Origin of the sequence: Amycolatopsis ultiminotia (genome assembly GCF_039536925.1) — a bacterium.
Classification (GTDB): Bacteria; Actinomycetota; Actinomycetes; order Mycobacteriales; family Pseudonocardiaceae; genus Amycolatopsis; species Amycolatopsis ultiminotia.
In genome coordinates this window covers 238,365-257,509 of sequence record NZ_BAAAZN010000012.1, presented here as the reverse complement: position 1 = coordinate 257,509, position 19,145 = coordinate 238,365, and the positions used below count along the sequence as shown (strand labels likewise).

Genomic DNA, 19,145 nt, shown 5'->3' with positions numbered 1-19,145 from the left:
AAGGACCACGTTCGTGCCCTTCGATACCCAGCTGTTGCCCCCGACCGACGACTTCGCGAGGCCGACGCCGCGGCCCCTTCTCGCCGCTGCGCTGCACCCGCCGGCGCCGACCGATGTCCGGGTGGGCTGAAGCCGTGAGCGGTCCCGCCAAACCGGCAACGGGCACACCGACCGGCTCGCTCCGGCAGCTGCGGCCGCTGTACGCAGCCGGGTTCGTCACGGCGTTCGGCGCGCACAGCATCGCCGCCAGCCTCGGTGTCTACACTCACGGCGAACAGGCTTCCCTGCTCACCCTCGGCTTGCTGCTCGCGGTCTACGACGGCGCCGAAGTCGTCCTCAAACCGGTGTTCGGATCTCTGGCCGACCGTGTCGGACCCCGGCCCGTGCTGCTGGGCGGACTGCTCGCGTTCACCGTTGCTTCCGCCGCGTTCGTGCTGGCGGGCAACCCGGCCGCGGTCGGGTTGGCACGGCTCGGGCAAGGTGCCGCCGCGGCAGCCTTCTCCCCCGCCGCGGGCGCCATGGTCGCCCGGTTGTCGCCGAGTACCGGGCACGGCCGCGCGTTCGGCGGCTACGGCGCCTGGAAAGGCCTCGGCTACACGCTCGGCCCGCTGCTTGGCGGCGTCCTGATCACCTTCGGCGGCTTCACCCTGCTGTTCTCCGTCCTCGCCGGACTGTCCCTTGCCGTGTGCGTGTGGGCCACCGCCGTCGTTCCGACGGCGTCACCACTGCCCCGCGCCCGTCAGACGGTGCTGGACCTGGCGCGACGGCTGACCCATCCCCGGTTTCTTCGTCCGACCGCGGCGCTGGCCGGCTCGACCGCCGCGCTGGCGGCCGGCGTGGGGTTCCTGCCCGTCCTGGGTGCCACGAGCGGGCTGACACCGCTGGTCACCGGGGCGGCGGTGTCCCTGCTCGCCGCGTGCGGCGCGCTGGTCCAGCCGTGGACCGGACGCGCCCGCGACGCCGGGCGGCTCCGCGACGGTGCCGGCATGGCCGCCGGACTGGGGCTGGCCGCGGCCGGGATGATCGTCGCGGCGCTGCTGCCCGGCGTGGTCGCCGTCGTGGCCGCCGCGGTGTTGATCGGCATCGGGACCGGGGTGGTGAGCCCGCTCGCGTTCGCCCACCTGGCCGGCACCACCCCGAAGGAACGAGTGGGCCAGACCATGGGCTCGGCCGAGGTCGGACGCGAGCTCGGCGACGCCGGCGGACCGCTGCTCGTCGGCGCCATCGCCACCGTCGCCACTCTCGGCGCGGGGCTGCTCGGCCTGGCCGCGGCGCTGGCCGTGACCGGCCTCGCCGTCACCAGAGCGAAAACCCCGGCCGCGCACGACGGCTAGCGGATGGGCCACGGCGGCGGATCGAGGACGCCCAACGCGCCGCACGCGCGTCCGGTGGGGTGAACCAGGATGGCCGTCACGCGATCGCCACCAGGGCAGCGGTTCGGCGAATTCCGGTGAGCGGTTCCTGACCAGTGCTTTGAGGGCTTCGACGAGGTGAATGATCGCCCGCGGCGATGTCTTGGCGGAGACGCCCGTCGATCAGGCGCGCGTCGGCCAGACCTCCTCGGCACGGACGCTGGCCTGCGGGGTGAAGTAGTCGCCGGTCGCGAGGTCCTCCAGCAACGTCGCGTGCTTCGGTGCCCAACCCAGCAGCGCTTGGGTGTGCTCGCTGGAGACCGGTACGTCGAGGGAGAAGAACTTCGCCAGGAAAGGGTTTCCGAGGTGTTCGGCGGCCTGCTCGAGATTCAGCGAGACGGTGGGGATGTCGAGTGTCCGCGCGATCTGCTCCGCGACACTCTTGATCGTCACGGCACTTTCGCCGACAGCATGCAGTGCGCTTCCGGTGGGCGCTTTCTCCAAAGCCAACCGGAAGAGGCCGGCGGCGTCCGACCGGTGAACCGCCGGCCACCGGTTGGCGCCGTGCTCGATGTAGGCCGAAACGCCCGCCCGGCGCGCGGCCGCGATGAGAGCCGGGATGAACCCGTAGTCGCCCGGACCGTGCACGGTCGGGGCGAGCCGCACGACACTGGCTCGCACACCCTGATCCGCGAAGTCCAGGCAGGCCCGCTCGCCCGCGATACGCACGGCGACGACCGAATCGGGATCTGGCTCGTCCTGCTCGGTGCTGATCCGGCCACCTCGCATCACCAACGTGCCCGACGTGATGACCAGCGGCTTGCCGGACCCGGCCAGCCCGCGGCCCAGTGCATCGATCGCACCGCAGTCGCGACGGGCGAGCGCGGCCGGATCGCCGTAATCGCCGCCGTAGGCCATGTGCAGGACTCCGTCGGCGGCTGCGGCGCCGTCGTACAGGCTGTCGAGGTCTTCCAGGGAGCCGCGGTGCGGTGTGGCGCCCAGTGCTGCCAGCCGAGCGGATGAGGCAGCCGAGCGTGCCAGTCCGGTGACGGTGTGGCCGGCCGCGATGAGCTCGGTGACGACGGTGGGGCCGGTCTGGCCGGAACCACCGGTGACGAAGACATGCATGGACATTCTCCCGTTTAACGCCAGTGACTGGCACTACTTAGCGCCAGTCGCCGACATTACGCGTTATGCCAGTGACTGGCGCAACGTGACGCCAGTCACTGGCATAACGCGGTAGGGTCAGGACATGCCACGAAGCGGATTGGATGCGCGCCGCCGTCTCCGGCAGGCGGCACTGGAGCTGTTCCGGGAACGCGGGTTCGACCACACCACCACGGCTGAGATCGCGGCCCGTGCCGGCGTCAACGAGCGCACCTACTTCCGGCACTTCGCGGACAAGCGCGAGGCGCTTTTCGACGGCGAGGACGAGCTGCGCGCGTCGCTGATGCAGGCGATTGCCGAAGCGCCGGACGGCCTGCAGCCGTTCCAGATCCTGCTCTGCGCTTTCCGGAAAACGGCCCGAGCCCTCGAGGCCAACCGCGCATTCGCCGAACCACGTTTCGAAGTCATCGCCGCGACACCGGCACTACGCGAACGTGAACTGGCCAAGCACGCATTGCTCGCCGACGTGGTAGCCGAGGCACTGCGGCAGCGGGGGGTCCCCGGCCGGCTGGCCGGGCTGGCAGCTCGGACCGGCTGGGCCACCTACCGCCACGCAGTCCAAGCCTGGACCGACGACCCCGAACAGAGCTTGGACGCGCATCTTTCCGAAGCTTTTGCCGATCTGCGCACCCTCTCCGCACCTGCCCCACCGACGACGGCGGACGCCGAAAGCAGCTCCGGAGCCTAGCCACGTTCTGCTACCCCGGACAGACGGTTCCTCAAGCCGTCGGAACAGGCGCCGCGCACGCGCCGCAGGCGGCCGGTGCCGGCTGCGCGAGTTCGCCTTGTCGGTGACCAGAGTGCGGAACGGCGTGCTGCTCGAGTGCCACCGCAGACGGTGCTTTCATGGGGCGTAGCGCAGGTCCCGCTTCAGCGCGTGCAGCCGGGAAGTCCGGTCAGTCGAGGAGTTCGGTGAGCAGATCGGCGCGAAGCGCACTGTCGTCCGCGGCTACGGCCAGCCGGTGGATCCGTGCCACCCTTCCGGTCTCCGCGGCGAACCGTGTCCGGGCGTCCTCGAGCCGGCTCGTCAGCACCGCTACCTCCTGCCGCTCACCGGCGACCGTCACCTCCAGCTCGCCGATCCGGTCCTGACCGGCGGTGACCGCTTCACCGAGTTCCACGAGCCTCGCCTGCGCGGCGTCACGTTCTGCGGTGCGCGCCGCGACCTGTTCTCCCCGGGCGGTGACGTCCGCAGCCAGACCGTCCGCCCGCCGCCGTTCCGCGCGTGCCTCCAGGGCCGCCCGCTCGGCGCGTTCCCGCTCGGTGCGAACGTCTTCCGCAGCCCGCGCGCGTTCCGCATGGACGTCCTCGATGGCGCGGTCCGCCCTCGCCCGCTCGGCCAGGGCTTCCTCCTTCGCCTGATCCCGCTCGGCCCGGCTCTGTGCGATCGCCTTTTCTGCACTGACCCGCTCCACACGGGCATCTTCGACTGCGCGATCCGCGCGCTCCCCTGCGGCGAAACTCGCTGCTTCGGCACGTTCCTGACGGTGCTCGGCCGCCCGGCGGGCCTGTTCCGCCTCAGTTGCCCGCGCCTCCGCGCCGGTTGCCAGTTCCTGGTGCTGGCGCGCGGAATCCTCCGCTTCGCGCACGGCCGCTTCCGCTTCGGCCGCTTGGGCTTCCGCGACCTGCCGCAGCTCCTCCGCTTCGGCCGCGCGCGTTTCGGCTGCCTCGGCCTTGGCGAGCGCGGCGATCACCTCGTCCTGCGCCCGCGCTGCGACGCTGTCGAGCGCGTTCCGCAAGGTTTGCAACGGCTCCCCGAGATCAGCTGCCGCCCTAACGAACTCCGCCGCTGCGTCCTTCAACCCCGCATGTGGCGCCGAGTCGCCCAGTGCCTCCCGCAACGCCTGATCCGCCGCCGCCAGCTGCTTGCACGTCCGGCCCCCGGGCCACTCCCGTTCCGGACAGAACTCGAACGGCCGCCCACCCCGAGGCCCCGGCGGCGGCAACGGCGCCCGGCATCGACGAAACCCACACAACGCGACAGCGCGTCCGTCAGCAGCTTCTTCCAGCACACCGTGAGCCTACCTCAGAGGTTATATAACTTCTAACCTTGGTTGTAGTTATTAATACTAAAGCTCCGCTTGGCTACAGAATTGGGATTCTGTAGCCAAGCGGGAGATCAGCCAGCCCAGCCACGGAATGTGCTCGTGGTTTCACCGCGAGTGGTAACGCTGTGTCCCTGACGGCCGCCGCAGTGCCGCCGAAAACGCGGCTGCAAGAAGCTGGTCCGGATGCTCGCGTGTAATCGCGGGCGCCATCGCGCCGCTGACCGGGCGCATCCCACCTGATCAGGTGGGATGCGGCTTCCAGCGCACCTCTTCGTGCCGGCGGCGCGGACCTCGGATCCGGCGGAGGAGGCTGTCGTGCCCCCTCCGCCGCGCTGGTCGCTTCCGGACAATCCGGAACTCGACTGGCTGCGTATTCGCGCCAAGCAGCTCCGTGACGCCGCCGCGGAGGTCCGCCTGGATGCGCTCGAGCTGGTTGATTCCTACGACCCGCCCGGCAGCGGACCGGTGACGTTGGCTCGTGCGCAACGAGTCGTGGCCAGGGCGTACGGCTCCGCCGGGTGGTAGAAGCTTCGCGAGCACCTGGCAACGATCGTCGCGTACGGGCGTCCGATGAAAGCGAGCGACGGGGACGCTCCGGTCGACCGGTTCTTGCGGCCGGGGTGCCTGAGTTACCCGGAGTTCAACCGCGCCGGCGAGGCTGAGCTGCTCCGCACGGCCGATCCCGGCCCGGCGAGCGCGACGGTCCACACCCTGGCCGCATGTGGCCGGGCGAACGACCTCGCCGCGCTCGTGGCCGCATCCCCGGCGGCGGTGTCCACCGATGGCGGGCCGCACAGGTGGCCGCCGCTCCTGTATCTGTGCTGCTCCCGGCTGCGCCAAGAGGACGACCTCGGCAGTTTGACTGTGCTGCGAACCGGCGCGGATCCGAACGCCGGATTCCTGTGGCAGGGCCTACCCCAGCCCGGAGGAGATGGTCGGCGAACACCTGCGCTCCGCCGCCGGGCGCGGATACACCGAGCGCGTCCGGCTGCTGCTGGCGTGCGGTGTGGATCCGGACACGCCGGGATACCACCCGATCCTCGGTGACCGGAGCGCGTACGAGGTCGCGGTGGGCAACGGGCAGGAACCCGTTGCCCGGCTGCTCGCCGATGCCGGCGCGAGCAGCATCCGGTTGGACGACGTCGATCGGGTTGTATCGGTGCCCGGGGTGCGGTGGCCGAGGTGACGCCCGCCCTTCGCGCTCAGGCCGTTGCCCGACGTCCGGATGCGATGCGGGTGGCTGCCGAGTTTCTCGGCGTTGCTGGCTTGGAACGGCTGATCGAGGCCGGCTTCGAGGTCAATTCGGCCGGCCTGGACGGTCGCACGGTACTGCACCAGGCCGCCCTCGACGGGGACGCCGCCATCTGCCAGTGGCTGCTCACCCACGGCGCCGACCGCTCCATTCGCGGCAGGTGTGCCATCTCGACCAGCGGTTGACCCCGCGCGCCCCTCGACGGGTCAACCGCGCGGCGCCCACACCCGGTCGGCGTCGCCTGCCGCCATCCGGCCGCGGTAGACGTCGATCTTGTGGTCGATGAGCTCGAGGTTTTCCTCCAGCTGCGCGAGCTGTTCCAGTACCCCGGCGCGGTGGGCCTCCAGCAGCGCGAGCCGGTCCTTTTCGTTGCCGCGTCCTTCGGTGACCAGCTCGGCGTAGCGGCGGATGGTCCTGATCGGCATCCCGGTGGCACGCAGTTTGGTGCAGACGAGGATCCAGTGCAGATCCCGTTCGCGGTAGCGGCGCCGGCCGCCGGTGGTGCGGCCGACGTCGGTGACGACCAGGCCGGCACGCTCGTAGTAGCGCAGCGTGTGTGCGCTGACCCCGGTGCGGCGGGCGGCCTCGGCGATCGTCACGCCGGTCTCCGGCACAGGCGGCGAGTTGACTTCGAGCACGCTCTCAATCCTAGCGTGATGACCGACGTTCCCGAACCGCTGCGAGGGGAGCCCCATGCCCGACCTCAGCCGCCGCAGGCGAGTTCTGGTGCTCGCGATCTGCTGCGCCGGCATGATCGTTACGACGATGGACATCTCCATCGTCACCGTCGCGCTGCCCTCGATCCGTGCGGACCTGCAGGCAACCGAGTCGGGTCTGCAGTGGACAGTGGACGCATACACCCTGGTACTGGCCGGTTTCCTGGTACTGGCCGGATCGAGCGCCGACCGCCACGGCCGCAAACGGATCTTCCGGACCGGTCTTGCCGTCTTCGGGCTCGGTTCGCTGCTGTGCGGGCTCGCGCCCGGCGTCGGCTGGCTGATCGGGGCGCGGGCCGTGCAGGCCGTGGGCGGCACGATGCTCAACCCGGTCGCGATGGCGATCATCGCGACGACCTTCCCGGCACCCGCCCAGCGGGCCAAGGCAATCGGGGTCTTCGGCGCGACCTCGGGCCTGGCGCTGGCACTGGGGCCGATCCTCGGTGGCGCGCTGGTCGACGACCTCGGCTGGCGGTCGGTGTTCTGGATCAACGTGCCGATCGTGGCCGGCGCGATCGTGTGCACCGCCCGGTTCGTCCCGGAATCCCGCGCCGAGCGCGCGCGGCGGTTCGACCCGGTGGGGCAGCTGCTGGTCGTCCTCCTCCTGGGCGCCGTGGTGTCCGCGATCATCGAGTCCGGACGGCTCGGCTGGACCTCCCCCGTCATCCTGGCGTTGCTCGTCGGCGCCGTGTCGGTGCTGGCAGGCCTGATCGGCTACGAACGCCGCCGCAGCGACCCGCTGCTGGAGCTGCGGTTGTTCCGCAGTGTGCCGTTCGCCTCGGCGCTCGTGATCGCGATTGCCGCGCTGTGCGGGTTCGGCTCATTCCTTTTCCTGACCACGCAGTACCTGCAAGAGATCCGCGGTATGCCGGCGGTCACGGCAGGCTTGGCCTTGCTTCCGGCGGGCGCCGTGATCGTCGTGGTATCACCGATCTGTGGCCGGCTCGTCGGTGCGCGCGGACCGCGGCTGCCGCTGCTGGTCTCCGGCGCCGCGTTGGCGCTCGGGGGCCTGGCTTCGCTCCGGCTGTCCCCGACCACCCCGCTGCCGCTCGTACTGGCGATCTACCTGCTGTTCGGCTTGGCGCTGGCGACGAGCGCGGCACCGATCACCAACACCGCGGTCTCCGGGATGCCGCCCTCGATGGCCGGAGTGGCCGCATCGGTGACTTCAGCGGGACGGCAGACCGGCACGACGCTGGGAGTCGCGATCGCGGGCGCCGCCGTGAGCGCTGCGGTCGGCAGCGACGGGAGCGCTTTCACCACTGCCGAACACGGGGTGTGGTGGCTTTCCGCCGGACTCGGCATCGGTGTGGTGTTGCTCGGACTGCTCAGCACCACGCCGTGGGCGGGCAAGACCGCCGCCGGCGCCGCCGCCCTGTTCGACGACCTCGATGCAGGGAAGGGAGCCCGGGTGCCGAACCATCGTGAATCGACTGGCGCGCAGGCGGATTCCCTTGCCAAGCAGTAGCGACTCCCCTGTTCTTGCCGCTCCCGGCAACGCTATTTGTGCGCACACCTCGACAGGCGCGAAGGATGTCGGCCCATGAGGCAGACGGTCAGCCCGGGTACCAGGTGTCGGCAACGAGATCGACGGCGCTGCGCTCCGGGTCGCGGGCGGCGTGGTCGTAGACGTTGCGGGTGGTGTCGATGCTGCTGTGTCCCACGTCGGCTTGCACGTGGTCGAGCTGCGCGCCGGCCTCGACCGCGGTGGTGACGTAGAAGTGGCGTAGTGCGTGCGGGTGCATGACGTCGGCGACGGAGGCCAGCTCGTCCCCGCTGCCGGCCGCGACGCGGCGCAGCAGCTGCCAGATCGCCTGTCGCTGGAATCGTCGTCCGGAACGGGTGCGCAGCAGCGGCCGGTCCTCCCCCGCCGGTGCGCCACGGCGGGCCACTTCCGCCGCCGGGTTTCCGGTGCGCGCCTGGTACGTGGCGAGGGCATCTTCGGCGGGACGGCTCAGGTACACGACGCGGGTTTTGCCGCCCTTGCCGTGCACGCGCAGTGCGCGGCGGCCGCGGGTGACGTGCAGGTCGCGTTCGTCCAATCCGCACAGTTCGCTGACCCGCAGCCCGAGGGTGAACAGGGTGACGATCGCCGCGGCGCGTGCGGTGTCCACCGGGCCCGCTCCACGGCGTGGTGCCGCGGCAGCGGTGTGCAGCGCAGCGACCTGCCGTGCGGTGAGCGTGATGGTGGCCGAGGTGCTGCGGGCGGCGGCGGTGAGGCCCAGCCGCCGCCTGCTGAGTGCGGCGGGGTTGGCGGCGGCGAGACCGCAGCCGGCGAGATGGCTGTAGAGCGCCTTGACGGTGGCGAGCATCCGGTCCCGCGTCGCGGGTGCGGCACCGGCCTCGGCGAGTGCGTCCAGCCAGGCTTTCACGTGGCTGGTGGTGGCACGGCCGGGATCGAGCTGCCGGGCGGCGCACCAGCGGAACCAGTGCAGGTGCCGCAACCGGCCCGGCGCGGCAGGCGGAGGTCCGGGGCGAACGGGAGCGGCGGTCGAAACGCGCAGCGCGGCGGCGTAGGCGGCCAGCGCCGAGTTCCACGCCCCGGCGGCTTCGCCGGGCTGTTGCCAGGTCCGGATCGCGCCCGCGGTGACCGGCAGGCCGAGCCCCTCGCCGTAGGTCCGCCGGGTCAGCGGATTGCCGTACCCACTCAGCCAGTCCGCGATCCCGGCCAGCAGCCCGGCCGGATCGGCGACGCCGGGCCACGGGTCGAGTCCGGCGGAAACGGCACCGGCTGCCGTGGTCCCGACGGCCGCACCGGGGCCGGACATGATCACCACCGGCCGAGGTTAGCAGCCGGGCGGCCGTGACTACCCTGGGAAACGTTCCCGACCGCCCGAGGAGAGAGCGTGCCCGATCATCCCGAGCTGACCGCCGACTGCGCGAGCTGTTTCGGGCTCTGCTGTGTCGCGCTGACCTTCACCCGCTCCGCCGATTTCGCCATCGACAAGGACGCCGGCGATCCGTGTCCCCATCTGCAGCCGGATTTCCGCTGCGGCATCCACGATCGGTTGCAGTCACAGGGCTTCTCGGGCTGCACCGGCTATGACTGTTTCGGCGCCGGGCAGCAGGTCTCCCAGGTGACGTTCGGCGGCCGCGACTGGCGGAGCACGCCGGAGGTCCGCGAAGCGATGTTCGCCGCGCTCCCGGTGATGCGGCAGCTGCACGAATTCCTTTGGTACCTGACCGAAGCGCGTGCCCTCGACGCCACCCGGGAAATCCACGCCGCCCTCGACCGCGCGATCACCACCACACGCACGCACGCCGCGGCAGCACCTGACGAGCTGCTGGCGACCGAGGTGGCCGGTGAACGTGCGAAGGTCGACGTGTTGCTCACCCGCAGCAGCGAACTCGTCCGCGCGCAGGTCCGCGGCAGGAAGAAGGATCGGCGTGGCGCCGACCTGATGGGCGCGAAGCTGTCCGGCGCCGACCTCCGCGGGACGAATCTGCGCGGGGCGTACCTCATCGCCGCCGAACTCCGCGGTGCGGACCTGCGCCACGCTGACCTGCTCGGCGCCGACCTTCGTGCCGCGGACATCCGCGGCACCGACTTCACCACCAGCCTGTTCCTCACCCAGACCCAGGTGAACACCGCCCGCGGCGACGACGGCACGCGGCTGCCGGCGCGGCTTGCCCGGCCGGCGCACTGGTGATCAACGCCCGGACGGGACAGCTCGGCGTTGCAGTCCGGCCGAGCGAGGCTGTCCACTGAGGACTCGGGCGGTCAGCCCCATTCTCGTGACGCAGTGGCGCCGACGACGGTGCCGCCGAAGCGGACCACCCAGCTGCCGCACAGGCAGTGCACGTACTCGGCGCGGCTGCGCGGGGATGGCGAGACGACTGCGGAACACGGCAGCTCGGCCAGTGGCCAGCCGCATCGGGGGCAACGGTTTTCATCCATGCCCCGATCGTGCTGTAATGGTTCTATGCACTTCAACCCTTACGGTGGTCCGGGCGCTCAGGTGGCCGCGGCGGTGGCGACGCTCGCCGGACACGGCGGCGCCACCGCCGCGGACGTCCTGGCCACCGGACTCGCCCACGGTATGGCCCTGACCGAGATCGACGACGAAGAAACGGCCCGGATTCTCGCCTGGGGCCGTCGGCTCCACGACGTTTTCGCGGCACCGGAAGACGCCCGCGTCGACTTGGTCAACGAGCTGCTCGCCGCGGCCGCGTGCCGCCCGTACATCGCCCGGCACGACGGGAAACCACCGCACCTGCACTACGCGAGCGAAGGGGCCGGCGTGGTCGAGCGCGTGCGCGCCTACACCGCAGGCGGACTCGCACATCTCGTGTGTGAAGAGTCCGGACGGCTCGGCATCTGCGCGCGCGAAGGGTGTGGTGTTGCGTTCGTCGACACCTCGCGTAACGGCAGGCGCCGGTTCTGCTCCACCCGTTGCGGTACGCGGGTGAACGTCGCCGACCACCGCGCCCGCCAGCTCACCCCTTGATCGCGGTTCCCTCCATCGGTGCGAGGGCCGGGCGCTTCGGCTTGATCGTGTCCCCCGACGACTCACCACGCAGCCGCCTGCCGACCCACGGCAACGCGTGCTCACGACCCCAGCGCAGGTTCTCCGCCCGCTGCTCCCGCACCGAGAGCCGGGGACGTGGTCCCAACGTGGCCGGCGACAGGTCGTGCGCGATGCCGAGCGCGTCCAGCGCGGCGATGGCGATCTCGTTGTGCCCCAAGGCGTTCAGGTGCAGCCGGTCGGCCGACCACAGCCGCCGGTCGCGCAGCTGCCGCATCGCCCACATGTCCACGAGCAGCGTGCCGTGCCGCGCGGCGATCCCGCGTACGTGCTCGTTGTAGATCGCGACCCGGCCACGGATCGTCCGGAACAGTGCATCTTCCACCCCGTCGACGCCGGTGAACAGCATCACTTGCGCACCCGCGGCGCGCAGCCGGGACACGGCCCGCTCGTAGGCGCCGGTGAGCGCGTCGATGTCGACCCTGGGCCGCATCAGGTCGTTGCCGCCGGCGTAGAGCGTGACCAGATCCGGTTCCATTGCCAGCGCGGGTTCCAGCTGCTCGGCGAGCACCTGCGGAAGCAGCTTCCCGCGCACGGCGAGGTTGGCGTAGCGGAACCCGGGTTCGGCGGTGGCCAGCACCGAGGCGAGCCGGTCGGCCCACCCGCGCACCCGGTTCGGCGCGGACGGATCGTCGTCGCCGACCCCTTCGGTGAACGAATCGCCGAGGCAGACTAAGCGGTTGGTCATGGCCGCAGTCTAAACGGGACCCGACCCGGGCTCCGGCACGCGGAGGCGCCCGTCACGGACCTCGGCGATCCGGTCGACGGCGGTGAGGTGGCTGCGGTCGTGGGTGACCAGCACGGTGGCGGTGGCCTGCTGGTGGGTGAGCCGGACGAGCAGGTCGAGGACGACGGCCCCGCGTTCCCGGTCGAGTGCGCTGGTGGGTTCGTCGACCAGCAGGACGGTGGGCTCGTTCAGCAGCGCGCGGGCAATGGCGACGCGCTGGCGCTGTCCACCGGAGAGCTGGTGCGGGCGGCGTTCTGCCTGGGGCGCCAGTCCCACCGCATCGAGCAGGTCCATCGCCCGGCCGCGGGCCGCACCCGGCGAGCGGCCGTCGATCCGGGCCATCAGCTGCAGTTGTTCGACGGCGGTCAGCGACGGCAGCAGATTCGGTTGCTGGAAAACGATGCCGATCGCGTGCCTGCGCAGATCGGTGCGGGCACGGCGGGTCAGGCCGGTGGTGCAGGTGCCGTCGACGGTGACGGTGCCGGCGTCCGGGGTGACCAGGGTGGCGGCGACGGCCAGCAGGCTGGACTTGCCGGATCCGGAGGGGCCGGCCACCGCGGTGAGAGTGCCTCGCGGGACGTCCAGGGTGACCTCGTCGAGCGCGGTCAGCCGAGCGTCGCCGTCGGGGTAGGTGAGGGTGATGCCGGTCAGGTTCAGGCTCATCGGAGGGTCCCCAGTGCGGTCAGCGGGTCGACGGAGGTGATACGGCGGATGGACAGCGCGGCACCGAGCGCGCCGAGCAGGATGATCACCGCGGCGGGAACCAGGACGGTGGCGGGGGTCAGCACGAACGGCACGGCCGAGCCGGTGATCGCGGCGCCGATCCCGGCCGCGAGGCCGGTGCCGGCGAGGGTGCCGCCGACGAGCAGGACGACGGCTTGGCCGAGTGCGTCCTTCAGCAGGTCGGCCGTGGTGGCGCCCAGCGCCTTGAGCACCGCGAGGTCGCCGCTGCGCTGGATGGTCCACACCGTGAAGAAGGCACCGATCACCAAGGCGGAGATGGCGAACAGGAAGCCGCGCATCAACTGCAGGGAGCCGTTTTCCGAGCGGTAGGAACCGATCGCGGACAGCGAATCGTCCTTGGTGACGGTCGTGGTGCCGGCCGCCCGGTCGGTGGCCGCGAGGTCGGCTCCGGAGGTCGTGGTCAGTGCGAGCACGGTGGCGGCCGGACCGGGGCGGCCGCCGGCCGGAGGTGCGGTCTTCCGCCAGACGTCGAGGCTGGTCCAGACCACCGGCAGGTGGCTGAAGGACGCGTCGCCGGCCACCGCGGCCACGCTCAGCTGCTGCCCGGCCAAGGCGAACGCGTCGCCCGGGTGGAGATCGAGGTCGGCGGCGGCGGTGGTGGACAGCACCACCGAGCGTTCGGTCACCGCACCGCCTTCGGGAGCAAGGGGGGAGCCGGGCTGGACGCCGAAGGCGGAGACCGCGGCGCTCCGGTTCCCGGCAGCGGCCCTGGTGGTGCTGATACCCAATCGCTGTGCGCCGGCGGCACCGACCTCCGCGGTCCAGTGCCGCCACTGCGTCTCGGTGACGGCCGAGTCGGCGTACGAGAGCGACTGCCCCTCGCCGGGCGCGGCGAACGCGATCCGGTCGGCGGGCAGACCGGTGATCGCGGAGGTGTTCTGCCTGCCCAGCCCGGCGGTCAGCCCGGACAACAGGCCGACCAGCAGGGTGATCAGCACGATGACGGTGGCCATCAGGGCGAAGCGCCCTTTGGCGAACTTCAGATCTCTCCAAGCGACGAACACTGCTCGGGACGTCCTCTCCGGTGGCTGGGTCGGTACTCCTCCACCGTCGCCGCCAGGCCCCCGTTCGGCATCGCACCGGGGATGGCAACTCCCGGGCCGGAAGGGTGCCGGCGGCTTCCACCTTTCGACAGAGGCGTCGTGGTGGACCGGCTCCGTACCCTGGACATACCGTGACCACTGCCGCGCCCGCCCTGACTCCGACCAGCCGGACCCTGACCTGGTGCCTGCACCTGCTGATCGCCGGTCTGCTCGCGCTGGCCGCCGTCCGCGCGGTGACCGGCCGCAGCCCCCAGGCCGCGCTGGTCGTGGCCGTCGCGGCGGTGTGCGGGCTGGTGTACGCGGCCGGGCCGCTGCTCCCCCGCGTCCGCGGTTCCCGGCGGGCCGCCGCCGGATGGCTGGCCGCGGTCGGCGGGATGTGGCTGGTTCTGGTGGTGCTCACCGCCGACGGGGTGTGGGTCGCGTTCCCGCTGTACTTCCTCCAGCTTCACCTGTTGCCGCGGCGCTACGGGCCGGCTGCGGTGGCGGCGACCGCGATCGCAGCCATCACCGCGTTCGCCGCCCACCAGGGTTCGTTCAGCCCCGCGATCGCGATCGGGCCCGCGCTCGGTGCCGCTGTCGCGGTCGCCGTGGTGTGGGGTTATCAGGCCCTCTACCGGGAAAGCGACCACCGCAGGCGGCTGATCGAGGAGCTCACCGCCACCCGCGCGGACCTGGCCGAGGCCCAGCACACCGCCGGGGTGCTCGCCGAACGCGAGCGGCTGGCGCGGGAAATCCACGACACCCTCGCCCAGGGGCTCTCGAGTATCCAGCTGCTGCTGCGCGCCGCCGAACGGGCGCTGCCCGGCACCTCCGGGAACGCCACCCGCTACCTCGGCCAGGCCCGCCAGGCCGCGGCGGACAACCTCGCCGAAGCCCGCCGGTTCGTCGCCGGCCTCACCCCGCCGGCCCTGGACGGTGCCACACCGGCCGACGCACTGCAGCAGCTGTGCGCCACGGTCGGTACCCGCGACCGGATCACCGCGCGCTTCCACCTCACCGGTGACCCCGTGCCGCTGCCTGCCGCCCACGAGGTAGCCCTCCTGCGCATCGCGCAGGCAGCCCTGGCCAACACGATCCGGCATGCTCGGGCGAGCAAGGTGGAGGTGACCCTCAGCTACCTCGGCGACCACATCGCTCTCGACGTCGTCGACGACGGCGTCGGCTTCGACCTTGCCCGGACGGGCGGGCCCGACCCCGTCACGGGTGGTTTCGGCCTGGCTGCCATGCGCGCCCGCACCCAGGCCCTCAGTGGCACGCTCACCGTCGAGACCGCGCCGGGGCAGGGCACTGCGCTGGCCGCGCAGCTCCCCCTCGCGCTGAGCGCCGATCCGAGATCCGAGCCGGAGGCCCGCCCGTGACCGATACCCCGATCCGCCTGTTGCTGGCCGACGACCATCCCGTGGTCCGGGCCGGGCTCCGCGCCGTGCTGGAGACCGAACCGGGTCTCGTCATCCGCGCCGAGGCCGCCACCGCCGAAGCCGCCGTCGCCCGGTCCGCACAAGGCGACATCGACGTGGTGCTGATGGATCTGCAGTTCGGCGGAGGGATGACCGGTGCCGAGGCGACCGCCGCGATCACCGCCCGTCCGGACGGACCCCGCGTGCTGGTCGTCACGACCTACGGCACCGACGCCGACACCCTGCCCGCCATCGAGGCCGGTGCCACCGGCTATCTGCTCAAGGACGCCCCGCCGGAAGACCTGGCTGCCGCCGTGCGCACCGCGGCGGCAGGGCGCGCCACGCTGGCCCCGACCGTCGCCGACCGGCTGGTGAACCGGCTGCGCACCCCCGGCACCGCGCTGACCCTGCGCGAGATCGAAGTCCTCACGCTCGTCGCCGACGGCCTGTCCAACCGGGCCGTCGCCGGCAGGCTCCACCTGACCGAGGGCACCGTCAAATCGCATCTGGCCCGCATCTACCCCAAACTCGGCGTCGATTCCCGGACCTCGGCGGTCGCCGCAGCCGGAAACCTCGGACTCATCCGCCGCTGACCCGGCCGCTCTCCCGGAGCCCGTCGAACAGGATCGAGATGATCCGTTCCCGGCGGGCGGGTTCGGTGCCGGCGTGCTCGGCCGCCTTGGCGGTGCCGATGATCACCGAGACCAGTTCCGTGACGGTCAGGTCGGCTCGGACCGCGCCGTGCGCCTGTGCGCGCCGCAGCAGCACGCCCAACGAGTCCAGCAGCCGTGCGCCGACGGCCGAACGAGCGCTCGGCACGCGCACCCCGGCTGCGCTGAGCGCCTCGAAGTAGGCGTTCTTGGCACTGGACATCTCGATCCAGCTGGCGAGAAAGGTGAAGAAGGCAGCACCGGGGTCGGCCGAGTCGTGCGCCACGACCGTCTCCGCCTCGCCCGCGAACCGGTCCAGCCGGGCGAACAGCACCGCCTCCAACAGCGCTTCCTTGGTCGGGAAATGCCGGAACACAGTGCCGACTCCGACTCTGGCCGCCCGCGCGACCTCCTCGGTCGGCGCACCGGTGCCCTTCGCCGCGAACACCGACTCCGCGGCTTCGAGGACTCTCGCCCGGTTGCGGCGTGCGTCGGCACGCAGCGGCTTTTGCTCCGTCACGGCCCCCGATGGTAGTGCCGCCGTGGCGGGCAGCGAGCCGGGCACGGCCCGGCGCCGCGCAGCGGACTCCACTGTGGACGACGGTGGCCGGCCACGGCCACCGCGCACCGGGGCGAAACCACCGAACCGGAAACCCGGTCAGGAATCGTCAAACCGCGTCCGATCCTTCACACTATGGCGTGACGCCCGTCACGAGAGGTGTGCGAATATGGTTCTAGGCGACAACGAGGTAGCCCAGTCGGTCGATGCGTCCTCGCGGGACCGTCGGGTGCAGGTACGGCGAGCAGCACTCGCCGGTTCGATCGGCACCACCATCGAGTGGTACGACTTCTTCCTCTACAACACCGCCGCGGCACTCGTCTTCCCCCATCTGTTCTTCCCCGCGTCGTCCGGGTACGCGGGCGCGATGCAGTCCTTCGCCACCTACGCGGTCGGGTTCGCCGCGCGCCCGATCGGCGCGGCGATCTTCGGGCATTGGGGTGACCGGCTCGGCCGCAAGACGACGCTGATCGTCACGCTGCTGTTGATGGGCCTGTCCTCGGCGGTTGTCGGGGTGCTGCCCGGGACCGATTCGATCGGCTTCGCCGCACCGCTGATCCTGGTGCTGCTGCGGCTGGTCCAGGGCGTCGCGATCGGCGGCGAGTGGAGCGGATCGGTGCTGCTGGCCATGGAATGGGGCGATCAGCGCAGGCGTGGGCTGCTGGCAAGTTTCGCGCAGGTCGGGGTGCCGGTCGGGCTGGTGCTCGGCACCGGCGGGGTGACGCTGCTGTCGGCGACGCTGTCCACCGAGGCGTTCGATTCCTGGGGCTGGCGCATCCCGTTCCTGCTCAGCCTGGTGCTGGTGGGGATCGGGCTGGTGATCCGGCTGCGGATCCTGGAGACGCCGATGTTCGCCGCGGTGGTCGCGGAGAAGAAGACGTCGAAGGCGCCGGTGACGGACGCGGTGCGCCACCACTGGCGGGAGATCCTGCTCTCGGCCGGACTGCGCTTCAGCGAGCAGATGCCGTTCTACCTGTTCACCAGCTACGTGCTCGTGTACGTGGTGGAGCGGCCGGAGTTCAGCAAGACCTTCATCCTCAACGCGGTGCTCGTCGGGGCCGCCGCGGAACTGGTGCTGATCCCGCTGTTCTCGCAGTTCTCCGACCGGATCGGGCGCAAGCAGATCTACCTTGCCGGGGTGGTGCTCACCGGGGCGATCGCGTTCCCGTATTTCACGGTTCTCTCGCACGGCGGGCACGCGCTGATCTTCGTCGCGGTCTTCGTTTCGCTGGTCGCGCACGCGATGCAGTACGGGCCGCAGGCCGCGCTGATCGGCGAAAGCTTCCCGACGCATCTGCGCTACGGCGGCGCCGGCCTCGGCTACCAGCTCGCGTCGGTGTTCGCCGGTGGCCCGGCCCCGCTGCTGGCGACCTGGCTGCTGCACCTCACCGGCACGCCGTATTCGATTTCGATCTACATCGTGCTGTCCGTGGTGGTCACGGCGGTGTGCGTGATCGCCCTGCCGGACCGGTCGAAGGCGGACATCGGCGACGTCCGGACCTACGCCCGCTGAACACGGCTGAGGCCGCCCCCGGATCGGTATGGGGGCGGCCTCAGCCGTGGTGGTGCGGTGCTAGCGCTGCGGCGGCGGGCCGCCCTGCGGGCCACCGAACGGGCCCTGCTGCGGGAACGGGCCACTGCCCGGCGGCTGCTGCTGCGGTCCGCCGAACTGCTGCGGCGGACCCTGGTACGGCCCGCCCTGCGGACCGGCCGGGGGCTGCGCCTGCGGAAGTGCCTGCGGCGGCTGCTGCGGTGCCTGTTGCTGCTGCGCGCCCGGCGGTGGCGAGCTGGGCCGAGGACGCTCGGGGGCAGGCGGCTGCTCCTCGGTCTCCGCGGGGGCCGCGGACTTCTTCGGCTGCGCGGGCCCGCCGATGGCGCGGCGCGGGGTTTCCCCGGATCCGCCCAACGGGCCGTCGACCTCCTTGCGTGCCACGGCTTCCGCGGCGGCGACGGCTTCGGCCACCTTCGGGTCGCTGGTGGTGTCGAACCAGGCGGCGACTTCCTCGTCCTCGAGGTCGGGCCGCTCCGGGGTGTCGTCCTTCGGCGGCTCGTAGCGGAACACGCCGTCGTCGCCGGGGGCGCCGAGCGCGCGGGCGAAGCCTTCCAGCGCCTTGCCGTAGTCGCTGGGGATCATCCAGACCTTGTTCGCGTCGCCCTGCGCCAGCTGCGGCAGCGTCTGCAGGTACTGGTAGGCCAGCACCTCGGGGGTCGGGCGGCCCGCCTTGATCGCGGCGAACACCTTCTCGATCGCCTTCGCCTGGCCCTGCGCCTGCAGGTACCGGGCGGCCCGTTCACCCTGGGCGCGCAGGATCCGCGACTGCCGTTCCGCCTCGGCGGCGAGGATCGCGGCTTGCTTCTGCCCTTCCGCGGCGAGGATCTGGCTCTGTTTCTGGCCTTCCGCGGTCTTGATGGAGGACTCCCGCTGGCCTTCCGCGGTGAGGATCATCGCGCGCTTCTCCCGGTCGGCGCGCATCTGCTTCTCCATCGAGTCCTGAATGGACGGCGGCGGCTCGATTGCCTTCAGCTCGACCCTGGCGACCCGGATGCCCCAGCGGCCGGTCGCCTCGTCCAGCACACCGCGCAGCTGGCTGTTGATCGCGTCGCGGGAGGTCAGCGTCTCCTCGAGGCTCATACCGCCGACCACGTTGCGCAGCGTGGTGGTGGTCAGCTGCTCGACACCGATGATGTAGTTGGAGATCTCGTACACCGCCGCGCGCGAGTCGGTGACCTGGAAGTACACCACGGTGTCGATGTTCACCGTCAGGTTGTCCTCGGTGATCACCGGCTGCGGCGGGAACGACACGACCTGCTCGCGCAGGTCGATCCGCGCGCGGACCTTGTCCAGGAACGGCACCAGGAACGTCAGGCCGGGCGAGGCGACCGTGCGGAACCGCCCGAGCCGCTCGATGACCGCCGACTGTGCCTGCGGTACCACCATGATCGCCTTGACCACGGTGATGATGA

At 71.4% G+C, this 19,145-nt stretch carries 21 protein-coding genes; 11 read left to right on the top strand and 10 right to left on the bottom strand.

The features are described from left to right. Positions 1-134: 134 nt before the first annotated feature. The gene (locus ABD793_RS26665; RefSeq protein ID WP_344864730.1) at positions 135-1,334 is read left to right on the top strand and encodes an MFS transporter; all 1,200 of its coding nucleotides are present in this window, start codon (positions 135-137) and stop codon (positions 1,332-1,334) included. A 201-nt stretch (positions 1,335-1,535) separates the two neighbouring features. Here the strand turns inward: ABD793_RS26665 and ABD793_RS26660 are convergent, their stop codons facing one another. Continuing rightward, the gene (locus ABD793_RS26660; protein ID WP_344864728.1) at positions 1,536-2,480 is read right to left on the bottom strand and encodes an SDR family oxidoreductase; all 945 of its coding nucleotides are present in this window, start codon (positions 2,478-2,480) and stop codon (positions 1,536-1,538) included. Between the two features lie 124 nt (positions 2,481-2,604). On the opposite strand from ABD793_RS26660, the gene ABD793_RS26655 reads away from it, so the two are divergent. Then, a complete protein-coding gene (locus ABD793_RS26655) occupies positions 2,605-3,207 on the top strand; it encodes a TetR/AcrR family transcriptional regulator (RefSeq protein ID WP_344864726.1) in 603 nt (200 codons plus the stop codon). A 208-nt stretch (positions 3,208-3,415) separates the two neighbouring features. Here the strand turns inward: ABD793_RS26655 and ABD793_RS26650 are convergent, their stop codons facing one another. Further along, positions 3,416-4,267: a hypothetical protein gene (locus ABD793_RS26650; protein ID WP_344864724.1), complete on the bottom strand. Its 852-nt coding sequence runs from the start codon at positions 4,265-4,267 to the stop codon at positions 3,416-3,418. Between the two features lie 615 nt (positions 4,268-4,882). Here ABD793_RS26650 and ABD793_RS26645 point away from each other — a divergent pair. From ABD793_RS26645 to ABD793_RS26635, 3 genes are all read left to right on the top strand, one after another. Then, positions 4,883-5,092 carry a hypothetical protein gene (locus ABD793_RS26645; protein WP_344864722.1) on the top strand — a complete coding sequence of 70 codons (210 nt, stop codon included), beginning with the start codon at positions 4,883-4,885 and terminating at the stop codon, positions 5,090-5,092. Between the two features lie 406 nt (positions 5,093-5,498). Further along, positions 5,499-5,753 (top strand): hypothetical protein, encoded by a 255-nt coding sequence (locus ABD793_RS26640; RefSeq protein ID WP_344864720.1) that lies wholly within the window; start codon positions 5,499-5,501, stop codon positions 5,751-5,753. After that, positions 5,741-6,004 carry an ankyrin repeat domain-containing protein gene (locus ABD793_RS26635; protein ID WP_344864718.1) on the top strand — a complete coding sequence of 88 codons (264 nt, stop codon included), beginning with the start codon at positions 5,741-5,743 and terminating at the stop codon, positions 6,002-6,004. The genes ABD793_RS26640 and ABD793_RS26635 overlap by 13 nt, the downstream gene beginning before the upstream one ends. A 21-nt stretch (positions 6,005-6,025) precedes the next feature. On the opposite strand, the gene ABD793_RS26630 is transcribed toward ABD793_RS26635, so the two are convergent. Then, positions 6,026-6,457, bottom strand: a complete 432-nt coding sequence (locus ABD793_RS26630; RefSeq protein ID WP_344864716.1) for a MerR family transcriptional regulator — start codon at positions 6,455-6,457, stop codon at positions 6,026-6,028. A 55-nt stretch (positions 6,458-6,512) separates the two neighbouring features. On the opposite strand from ABD793_RS26630, the gene ABD793_RS26625 reads away from it, so the two are divergent. Further along, positions 6,513-8,003 carry an MFS transporter gene (locus ABD793_RS26625; RefSeq protein ID WP_344864714.1) on the top strand — a complete coding sequence of 497 codons (1,491 nt, stop codon included), beginning with the start codon at positions 6,513-6,515 and terminating at the stop codon, positions 8,001-8,003. 88 nt (positions 8,004-8,091) lie between these two features. On the opposite strand, the gene ABD793_RS26620 is transcribed toward ABD793_RS26625, so the two are convergent. After that, positions 8,092-9,303, bottom strand: a complete 1,212-nt coding sequence (locus ABD793_RS26620) for a tyrosine-type recombinase/integrase (protein WP_344864844.1) — start codon at positions 9,301-9,303, stop codon at positions 8,092-8,094. 78 nt (positions 9,304-9,381) lie between these two features. Here ABD793_RS26620 and ABD793_RS26615 point away from each other — a divergent pair, with 78 nt between their 5' ends. Continuing rightward, on the top strand, positions 9,382-10,185 hold the full coding sequence (locus ABD793_RS26615; RefSeq protein ID WP_344864712.1) for a pentapeptide repeat-containing protein: 804 nt from the start codon (positions 9,382-9,384) through the stop codon (positions 10,183-10,185). A gap of 71 nt (positions 10,186-10,256) precedes the next feature. Here ABD793_RS26615 and ABD793_RS26610 read toward each other — a convergent pair whose 3' ends face one another. After that, positions 10,257-10,433: a hypothetical protein gene (locus ABD793_RS26610; protein ID WP_344864710.1), complete on the bottom strand. Its 177-nt coding sequence runs from the start codon at positions 10,431-10,433 to the stop codon at positions 10,257-10,259. A 25-nt stretch (positions 10,434-10,458) separates the two neighbouring features. On the opposite strand from ABD793_RS26610, the gene ABD793_RS26605 reads away from it, so the two are divergent. Beyond that, entirely contained in the window at positions 10,459-10,983 is a 525-nt protein-coding gene (locus ABD793_RS26605; protein WP_344864708.1) for a CGNR zinc finger domain-containing protein, read from the top strand. Here ABD793_RS26605 and ABD793_RS26600 read toward each other — a convergent pair. From ABD793_RS26600 to ABD793_RS26590, 3 genes are read right to left on the bottom strand one after another with little or no spacing between them, the layout of a single operon-like run. Further along, positions 10,973-11,749 (bottom strand): SGNH/GDSL hydrolase family protein, encoded by a 777-nt coding sequence (locus tag ABD793_RS26600; RefSeq protein WP_344864706.1) that lies wholly within the window; start codon positions 11,747-11,749, stop codon positions 10,973-10,975. The two genes, ABD793_RS26605 and ABD793_RS26600, sit on opposite strands and share 11 nt — an antisense overlap. A gap of 9 nt (positions 11,750-11,758) precedes the next feature. After that, entirely contained in the window at positions 11,759-12,451 is a 693-nt protein-coding gene (locus tag ABD793_RS26595; protein ID WP_344864704.1) for an ABC transporter ATP-binding protein, read from the bottom strand. Then, positions 12,448-13,536 (bottom strand): ABC transporter permease, encoded by a 1,089-nt coding sequence (locus ABD793_RS26590; RefSeq protein ID WP_344864702.1) that lies wholly within the window; start codon positions 13,534-13,536, stop codon positions 12,448-12,450. The genes ABD793_RS26595 and ABD793_RS26590 overlap by 4 nt, the downstream gene beginning before the upstream one ends. A 170-nt stretch (positions 13,537-13,706) precedes the next feature. On the opposite strand from ABD793_RS26590, the gene ABD793_RS26585 reads away from it, so the two are divergent. Next, positions 13,707-14,933 carry a sensor histidine kinase gene (locus tag ABD793_RS26585; RefSeq protein ID WP_344864700.1) on the top strand — a complete coding sequence of 409 codons (1,227 nt, stop codon included), beginning with the start codon at positions 13,707-13,709 and terminating at the stop codon, positions 14,931-14,933. Further along, complete coding sequence (locus tag ABD793_RS26580) at positions 14,930-15,565, top strand: response regulator (protein ID WP_344864698.1); 636 nt, start codon at positions 14,930-14,932, stop codon at positions 15,563-15,565. The genes ABD793_RS26585 and ABD793_RS26580 overlap by 4 nt, the downstream gene beginning before the upstream one ends. Here the strand turns inward: ABD793_RS26580 and ABD793_RS26575 are convergent. Beyond that, positions 15,552-16,142, bottom strand: a complete 591-nt coding sequence (locus ABD793_RS26575) for a TetR/AcrR family transcriptional regulator (protein WP_344864696.1) — start codon at positions 16,140-16,142, stop codon at positions 15,552-15,554. The two genes, ABD793_RS26580 and ABD793_RS26575, sit on opposite strands and share 14 nt — an antisense overlap. Before the next feature lie 208 nt (positions 16,143-16,350). On the opposite strand from ABD793_RS26575, the gene ABD793_RS26570 reads away from it, so the two are divergent. After that, positions 16,351-17,694, top strand: a complete 1,344-nt coding sequence (locus ABD793_RS26570; RefSeq protein WP_344864694.1) for an MFS transporter — start codon at positions 16,351-16,353, stop codon at positions 17,692-17,694. A gap of 60 nt (positions 17,695-17,754) precedes the next feature. Here the strand turns inward: ABD793_RS26570 and ABD793_RS26565 are convergent, their stop codons facing one another. Beyond that, positions 17,755-19,119 (bottom strand): SPFH domain-containing protein, encoded by a 1,365-nt coding sequence (locus ABD793_RS26565; protein ID WP_425548778.1) that lies wholly within the window; start codon positions 19,117-19,119, stop codon positions 17,755-17,757. Between the last annotated feature and the right edge of the window lie 26 nt (positions 19,120-19,145).

Coding starts and splice junctions, on each gene's coding strand:
- ABD793_RS26610 (WP_344864710.1), bottom strand. CDS start 10,433: ATGGATGAAAACCGTTGCCCCCGATGCGGCTGGCCACTGGCCGAGCTG.
- ABD793_RS26625 (WP_344864714.1), top strand. CDS start 6,513: ATGCCCGACCTCAGCCGCCGCAGGCGAGTTCTGGTGCTCGCGATCTGC.
- ABD793_RS26655 (WP_344864726.1), top strand. CDS start 2,605: ATGCCACGAAGCGGATTGGATGCGCGCCGCCGTCTCCGGCAGGCGGCA.
- ABD793_RS26600 (WP_344864706.1), bottom strand. CDS start 11,749: ATGACCAACCGCTTAGTCTGCCTCGGCGATTCGTTCACCGAAGGGGTC.
- ABD793_RS26605 (WP_344864708.1), top strand. CDS start 10,459: ATGCACTTCAACCCTTACGGTGGTCCGGGCGCTCAGGTGGCCGCGGCG.
- ABD793_RS26640 (WP_344864720.1), top strand. CDS start 5,499: ATGGTCGGCGAACACCTGCGCTCCGCCGCCGGGCGCGGATACACCGAG.
- ABD793_RS26660 (WP_344864728.1), bottom strand. CDS start 2,480: ATGCATGTCTTCGTCACCGGTGGTTCCGGCCAGACCGGCCCCACCGTC.
- ABD793_RS26595 (WP_344864704.1), bottom strand. CDS start 12,451: ATGAGCCTGAACCTGACCGGCATCACCCTCACCTACCCCGACGGCGAC.
- ABD793_RS26570 (WP_344864694.1), top strand. CDS start 16,351: ATGGTTCTAGGCGACAACGAGGTAGCCCAGTCGGTCGATGCGTCCTCG.
- ABD793_RS26620 (WP_344864844.1), bottom strand. CDS start 9,303: ATGTCCGGCCCCGGTGCGGCCGTCGGGACCACGGCAGCCGGTGCCGTT.
- ABD793_RS26565 (WP_425548778.1), bottom strand. CDS start 19,119: ATGGTGGTACCGCAGGCACAGTCGGCGGTCATCGAGCGGCTCGGGCGG.